General features: G+C 72.6%; 6 protein-coding genes and 1 pseudogene. 6 read left to right on the top strand and 1 reads right to left on the bottom strand.

The window, feature by feature from the left end:
• The 6 genes from RH94_RS00770 to RH94_RS00795 all read left to right on the top strand — a co-directional run.
• Window positions 1-341: Lrp/AsnC family transcriptional regulator (locus RH94_RS00770; protein WP_073945748.1), on the top strand; the 341-nt coding region annotated here is incomplete at its 5' end.
• A gap of 259 nt (window positions 342-600) precedes the next feature.
• On the top strand, window positions 601-2,877 hold the full coding sequence (locus RH94_RS00775) for a sensor histidine kinase (RefSeq protein WP_079188851.1): 2,277 nt from the start codon (window positions 601-603) through the stop codon (window positions 2,875-2,877).
• Entirely contained in the window at window positions 2,867-3,316 is a 450-nt protein-coding gene (locus tag RH94_RS00780; RefSeq protein ID WP_073945750.1) for a roadblock/LC7 domain-containing protein, read from the top strand. Before RH94_RS00775 ends, RH94_RS00780 begins: the two co-directional genes overlap by 11 nt.
• Window positions 3,317-3,323: 7 nt before the next feature.
• Window positions 3,324-3,704: a DUF742 domain-containing protein gene (locus tag RH94_RS00785; RefSeq protein ID WP_234425422.1), complete on the top strand. Its 381-nt coding sequence runs from the start codon at window positions 3,324-3,326 to the stop codon at window positions 3,702-3,704.
• 164 nt (window positions 3,705-3,868) lie between these two features.
• Complete coding sequence (locus tag RH94_RS00790; protein WP_073945751.1) at window positions 3,869-4,666, top strand: carbon-nitrogen hydrolase family protein; 798 nt, start codon at window positions 3,869-3,871, stop codon at window positions 4,664-4,666.
• Between the two features lie 40 nt (window positions 4,667-4,706).
• Window positions 4,707-6,404, top strand: coding sequence for a flavin monoamine oxidase family protein (locus tag RH94_RS00795; protein ID WP_073945752.1), 1,698 nt, complete (start codon window positions 4,707-4,709; stop codon window positions 6,402-6,404).
• A gap of 21 nt (window positions 6,405-6,425) precedes the next feature.
• On the opposite strand, the pseudogene RH94_RS41735 reads toward RH94_RS00795, so the two are convergent.
• Window positions 6,426-6,711 (bottom strand): annotated as a pseudogene (locus RH94_RS41735) (LLM class F420-dependent oxidoreductase); the annotation flags it as partial.

Consider the following 6,711-nt stretch of genomic DNA (forward strand, 5'->3'; position numbering starts at 1 on the left):
GGGTGGACCGGCTGCGCGCGACCGGGGCCATCACCGGTTTCACCGTCCGGGTCGACCCGGCGGCACTGGGCTGGGAGACGGAGGGGTTCGTCGAGATCTACTGCCGCGGCAACACCTCCCCGGAGACCATCCAGCGCGGCCTGGAGCGCTACCAGGAGGTCGTGTCCGCCTCCACCGTCACCGGGGAGGCGGACGCGATCGCCCAGGTCTTCGCCGCCGACATGCGGCACTTCGAGCGGGTCCTGGAACGGATCGCCGGCGAGCCGTTCGTGGAACGGACCAAGTCCGTCCTGGTGCTCTCACCCCTGCTGCGCCGGTTCTCCTCCGGCGCGCCCAGCTGACCCGCCTCACCGTTCCTGTGGACCGAGCAGGAGTGAGCCCGGTCAGCCGCAGGCCCCGAACAGTGGCCGGGTGCGGACATCGGCTCGCGAACGGGCCTGCCCCGCCCGGGGGTTACTTAAGGTAACGATTGCGGCGCCGGCGTGTGATCGCATAGGGTCTCCGGCACTTGACTACCCGGCGGTAACACCTGGTGGCGGCGCTGCTCGCGGACACCGCCCGCCACCTGCCGTGCGACCGTCCCGTCGCCCGGGGGAGACCATGCGCTGGCCCATCGGCCGTCCCACCACGGTCCGCGCCCGGATCGTGGCGCTCGCGCTCGCCCCGGTGGTCGCGCTGATGGCGCTGTGGAGCTTCGCCATGGTGTCGGTCACCGGTGAACTGCGCGCGCTGATCCGGCTCCAGGGCGTGTACGAGGACTTCGCCACCCCCGTGGACACGGCGATCGGGCAGATGCAGATCGAACGACGGCTCGCCGCCGCCTACTTGGGTGGCAGCCCGCGCACGGGAGCCGCAGTCGACCTGCTCCGGCAGCAGCGGCGCACCGACCGGGCCGTGACCGCGATGCGCGACGCGATCCGCGACGGCGACCGCGGCAGGCTCACCGCTCGGCAGCAGCAGGTCCTCGACAGCGTGCTGACCGCCACCGACAGGCTGGAGGGCCTGCGCGAACGCGTACTGGCCCGGCGCCTGACCTGGGACCGGGCGGTGACCGAGTACGGCACCCTGGTCGAGCCCGGCTTCGCGGTCCAGTCCTCGCTCACCGCCCTGCAGGCCGGACAGCTCGCGCGGGAGGCCCAGGTCGTCGTCGAACTGGTGCGGGTCAGGGAGTTCGTCTCCCGCGAGGACGCGCTCGTCGCCGGGGCACGGGCCGCCGGCACCCTGACCGAAGCGCAGTACGGCATGCTCACCGCCACCATCGAGGACCGCCGGGTCTTCGAGCGGACCTATGTGCCCGCGCTGCCCGGCGACTCACGGGCCCTGTTCGAGGAGTTCCAGCGCGGGGACGTGCACCAGGCACTCACCCGGGGCGAGGACGCCCTGCTGAGGGCCGGAGCCTCGGGCGCGGGCCGGGCCGTCGCGGCCGACTCCTGGCGCACCACCACCGACCGGGCCGTCAAGCGCTACATGGAGCTGTGCACCAAGTCGGCCGAGAACGCCGCCGCGCGCGGACGCGCTTTCGCCTACCAGGAGCTGACCAGGGCCGCCGTGGTCGGTGTGCTCGGACTCGCCGCCGTAGGGCTGTCACTGTGGTGCGCGGTGCGCGGCGCCCGGCGGATCTCCCGCCGCCTGGAGACACTGCGGGACGCCGCCGACCTGCTGACCACCAGCCAACTGCCCGACGTGATGGCCCGGTTGAGCGCGGGCAAGGAAGTGGACGCGGCCGCCGAGGCGCCACCGCTCGCCGGCATCGAGTCACGGCCCGACGAGATCGGCCAGGTCGCCCGCTCCTTCAACGCCGCCCGGCTCGCCGCCGTCGAGGCCGCCGTCAAGCAGGCCGGCCTGCGCCGCGGCCTGTTCGCCGTGCTGCTCAACATCGCGCGCCGCAACCAGGCGCTCGTGCACCGCCAGCTCAAACTGGTCGACACCCTGGAGCGGCGCACCGACGACCCGGACGTCCTCGGGGAGCTGTTCCGGATCGACCACCTGACCACCCGGATGCGACGCCACGCGGAGAGCCTGATCATCCTCTCCGGCGCCGCCCCCGGCCGCAGATGGCGCCGGCCCGTGCCGGTCGCCGACGTGGTCTCCTCCGCGGTGAGCGAGATCGAGGACTACGCGCGCGTGGAGATCCCGCCGATGCCCCGGGTGGGCGTCACCGCGGACGCCGTCGCCGACGTCGTGCACCTGATCGCCGAAATCCTGGAGAACGCCACGGTGTTCTCGCCGCCACACACCCGGGTCACCCTGCGCACCGGCCGGACGCCCGGCGGATTCGTGCTGGAGATCGACGACCGGGGCCTCGGCCTGGACGCCGACCAGCTTCAGGACGCCCACCTCACCCTCACCCGCCCCGACGACTTCGACCCCACCCGGCACGAACGGCTCGGCCTGTACGTCGTGGGCCGGCTCGCCGCCCGGCACGGCATCCAGATCACCCTCACCCGGTCCCCGTACGGCGGCACGACGGCCGTGGTCCTCCTGCCGCAGACGGTGCTGGCGGACGTGGATCCGGAGCCCGAGCCGCCCGCGCGGGCGCAGCCCGTCGATCAGGCCCGTACGGCACCGGCGCGGCCCCTGCCCTCCCGGAAGGCGGCGGTCGTGGCCGCGATCGAGGAGGGCACACCCCGGTCGGCCGGCCCCGCCGCCCCGGCCGCGCTGCCCACCCGCGTCCGCCAGAAGTCCCTCGCGCCCGAGCTGCGCACCGGGGCCCCCGCCGCCGACGAGCCCGCCGGCCGCGAGATCAGCGCCGACGAGATGCGGGCCGTCTTCGGCGCCTTCCAGCGCGGGCTCGACCGCGGCCGCAGGGGCCTTCCCGCGGACACCGCCCCCACACAGCACCCCGAGGAAGGGACGGACTCCGCCCATGCACCGTGACGAGAACCCGCAGGCCCCCGCCGAGACCCCCCAGCCGCCCGGCACCGATCTCGGCTGGCTCCTCGACGACCTGGTGGCCAGGACCGACCACGTACGCCAGGCCGTCCTGCTGACCGCGGACGGCCTCCCGCTGAGCTGCTCGGAGGGCATGCGACGGCGGGACGTGGAGCACCTCGCCGCCGTCTGCTCCGGCTTCCACGGCCTGGCCCGCTCGGCCGGGGAGCGGTTCGCGGCCGGCGAGGTGCGGCAGACCATGGTGATGCTCGACGACGCCTACCTCTTCATCACACCGGCCGGCAACGGCAGCCGCCTGGCCGTGCTCAGCGAGGCACGGACCGACGTCGGACAGCTGGCCCACGAGATGGCCCTGCTGGTACGCCGCGTCGGCCGCCACATGGGCGCCGCCGCACGCTCGGCAGCGGACTCCGGCGAACCCTGATACGGCCGTGCGCGACGACCACTGGTACGAGGACGAGACCGGGGCCATGGTGCGCCCCTACACCTTCACCCGGGGCCGCACCCGCCCCTCGGACCGGTACACCATCGACCTGATGTCCCAGGTCACCGCCGTGCACCCGGACGAAGGCGGGCCGGGTGTCGACCACGCACGCGCGTGCCTGCTCGACCTCCTGCGCCACGGCCCCCGGCCCGTCGTGGAACTCGCCGCCGACGCCGACCTGCCGCTGACGGTCGTCCGCGTGCTGCTCGGCGACCTCGCCGAGGCCGGCCTCGTCCGCATCGACGCGCCCCGGAGGATCCTGCCGCACGACCCGTCGGTCGACCCCGGGCTGCTCCGGGAGATCGTGGAACGCCTGCGGGAACTGTGACCCCGGGAGCGCGCCGTGCAGGGTGTGCAACGAATCGCCGCGGACCCCTGTTCACACGCAACGATCGGCTCACCGGCGCGCAACGGCTCCGGCTTGTCCGCCCGAGCCCGCCGACCGTACGGTCTAGCCAACCCCCTGAACCCCCGTACCGGTGAGGATCGCCCATGCGTACCGCCCTGCTCCAGAGCTCCGGCCGACCCGGCTCCGTCGCCGAGAACCTCAAGGTCCTCGACGCCGCCGCCGGCCGCGCCGCCGCCGCGGGCGCCGGGCTGCTGGCGACCTCGGAGATGTTCGTGACCGGGTACGCGATCGGCGACGACATCGGCCGCCTGGCCGAGCCCGCCGACGGCGACTGGGCGGACACCGTCGCGGAGACGGCCTCCCGGCACGGCCTGGCCATCGCCTACAGCTACCCCGAGCGGGACGGCGAGGCGGTCCACAACTCCGTCCAGCTGATCTCCGCCGACGGCACCCGCCTCGCCAACTACCGCAAGACCCACCTGTTCGGCGACTTCGAGCGCGAGCAGTTCACCCCGGGCGAGCAGCCGGTCGTCCAGGCGGAGCTGAACGGCCTGACGGTCGGGCTGATCGTCTGCTACGACGTGGAGTTCCCCGAGAACGTGCGCGCCCACGCGCTGGCCGGCACCGACCTCCTCGTCGTCCCGACGGCGCTGATGCACCCGTTCCAGTTCGTCGCCGAGGCCCTCGTACCGGTGCGTGCCTTCGAGAACCAGATGTACATCGCCTACGTCAACCGGGTCGGCCCCGAGGCCGGGTTCGAGTTCGTCGGACTCTCCACGCTCGCCGGCCCCGACGGGGTCGCCCGCACCCGCGCCGGCCGGTCCGAGGAACTGGTCGTCGCCGACGCCGACCCCGTCCTCCTTGCCGCCTCCCGCGAGACCAACCCGTATCTGGAGGGCCGCCGCCCCGGCCTGTACGGGTCCCTCGTCCGACACTCCTGACCCACCTCGCCCCACGTTCCGCGCAAGGAGTCCGTACCCCATGACGTCCACGGTGCCCAACGCCGTCGAGCACGCAGACGAGCAGCAGCCGCCGATCACCATGTTCGGTCCGGACTTCCCGTACGCGTACGACGACTTCCTCGCCCATCCGGCGGGCCTCGGCCAGATCCCCGCCACCGAGCACGGCACCGAGGTCGCCGTCATCGGCGGCGGTCTGTCCGGCATCGTCGCCGCCTACGAACTGATGAAGATGGGCCTCAAGCCGGTCGTCTACGAGGCCGACCGGATCGGCGGCCGGCTGCGCACCGTCGGCTTCGAGGGCTGCGACGAGTCGCTGACCGCCGAGATGGGCGCCATGCGCTTCCCGCCGTCCTCCACCGCCCTGCAGCACTACATCGACCTGGTGGGCCTGGAGACCCGGCCCTTCCCCAACCCGCTGGCCGAGGCGACCCCGTCGACCGTCGTCGACCTCAAGGGCGAGACGCACTACGCCGAGACCATCGACGACCTGCCGCAGGTCTACCGGGACGTGGCCGACGCCTGGAACAGGTGCCTGGAGGAAGGCGCCGACTTCTCCGACATGAACCGCGCCCTGCGCGAGCGGGACGTGCCGCGCATCCGCGAGATCTGGTCCCGGCTGGTCGAGAAGCTCGACAACCAGACCTTCTACGGGTTCCTGTGCGACTCCGAGGCCTTCAAGTCCTTCCGGCACCGGGAGATCTTCGGCCAGGTCGGCTTCGGCACCGGTGGCTGGGACACCGACTTCCCCAACTCCATCCTGGAGATCCTGCGCGTCGTCTACACCGAGGCCGACGACCACCACCGCGGCATCGTCGGCGGCTCCCAGCAACTGCCGCTCAGGCTCTGGGAGCGCGAGCCGGAGAAGGTCGTGCACTGGCCGTACGGCACCTCGTTGAAGTCCCTGCACGTCGACGGCGAACCGCGCCCGGCCGTCACCCGGCTGCACCGCACCGCGGGCAACCGGATCACCGTGACGGACGCCGGCGGCGACATCCGCACCTACCGGGCGGCGATCTTCACCGCCCAGTCCTGGCTGCTGCTGTCCAAGGTCCGGTGCGACGACGAGCTCTTCCCGATCGACCACTGGACGGCGATCGAACGCACCCACTACATGGAGTCCAGCAAGCTCTTCGTCCCCGTCGACCGGCCGTTCTGGTTGGACAAGGACGAGGAGACCGGGCGGGACGTCATGTCGATGACGCTCACCGACCGCATGACCCGCGGCACCTACCTCCTCGACGACGGCCCGGACCGGCCCGCCGTGATCTGCCTGTCGTACACCTGGTGCGACGACAGCCTCAAGTGGCTGCCGCTGTCCGCCGACGAGCGGATGGAGGTGATGCTGAAGTCGCTGTCGGAGATCTATCCGAAGGTCGACGTCAGGAAGCACGTCATCGGCAACCCGGTGACCGTCTCCTGGGAGAACGAGCCCTGGTTCATGGGCGCGTTCAAGGCCAACCTGCCCGGCCACTACCGCTACCAGCGGCGCCTGTTCACCCACTTCATGCAGGACCGGCTGCCCGAGGACAAGCGGGGCGTCTTCCTGGCCGGCGACGACATCTCCTGGACGGCCGGCTGGGCCGAGGGCGCCGTCCAGACCGCGCTGAACGCGGTCTGGGGCGTCATGCACCACCTCGGCGGCAGCACCGACCCGGCCAACCCCGGCCCCGGCGACGTCTACGACGAGATCGCTCCCGTCGAACTCCCGGAGGACTGACGCACGTCTCCGCGCGGGCGGTCAGACCCCGGCCGCCCGCGCCTTCTCGTACACCTCCGCGGCGATGTCCTTGAGCTCCTCGGCGTCCCGCGCGGTGCCCTGCAGGTCGACCAGGACCTCCTCCAGGCCGATCGCCGCGTGCGCGTGCAGGTCCTCGACGATCTGGTCGGCGTTGCCCTGGAAGGGGCGGCGGTCGGCGCCGTCGTAGGCCTTGGCCGAGTACGCCGGGTTCACGCGCAGCACGGTCTGGATCGGCCGCTGCCGACCCCGCTCGGCGGCCAGGTCCAGCAACGCGCGCCACTGGCTC

This window comes from Streptomyces kebangsaanensis (assembly GCF_001906585.1).
Taxonomy (GTDB): Bacteria; Actinomycetota; Actinomycetes; order Streptomycetales; family Streptomycetaceae; genus Streptomyces; species Streptomyces kebangsaanensis.

Coding starts and splice junctions, on each gene's coding strand:
- RH94_RS00790 (WP_073945751.1), top strand. CDS start 3,869: ATGCGTACCGCCCTGCTCCAGAGCTCCGGCCGACCCGGCTCCGTCGCC.
- RH94_RS00780 (WP_073945750.1), top strand. CDS start 2,867: ATGCACCGTGACGAGAACCCGCAGGCCCCCGCCGAGACCCCCCAGCCG.
- RH94_RS00795 (WP_073945752.1), top strand. CDS start 4,707: ATGACGTCCACGGTGCCCAACGCCGTCGAGCACGCAGACGAGCAGCAG.
- RH94_RS00775 (WP_079188851.1), top strand. CDS start 601: ATGCGCTGGCCCATCGGCCGTCCCACCACGGTCCGCGCCCGGATCGTG.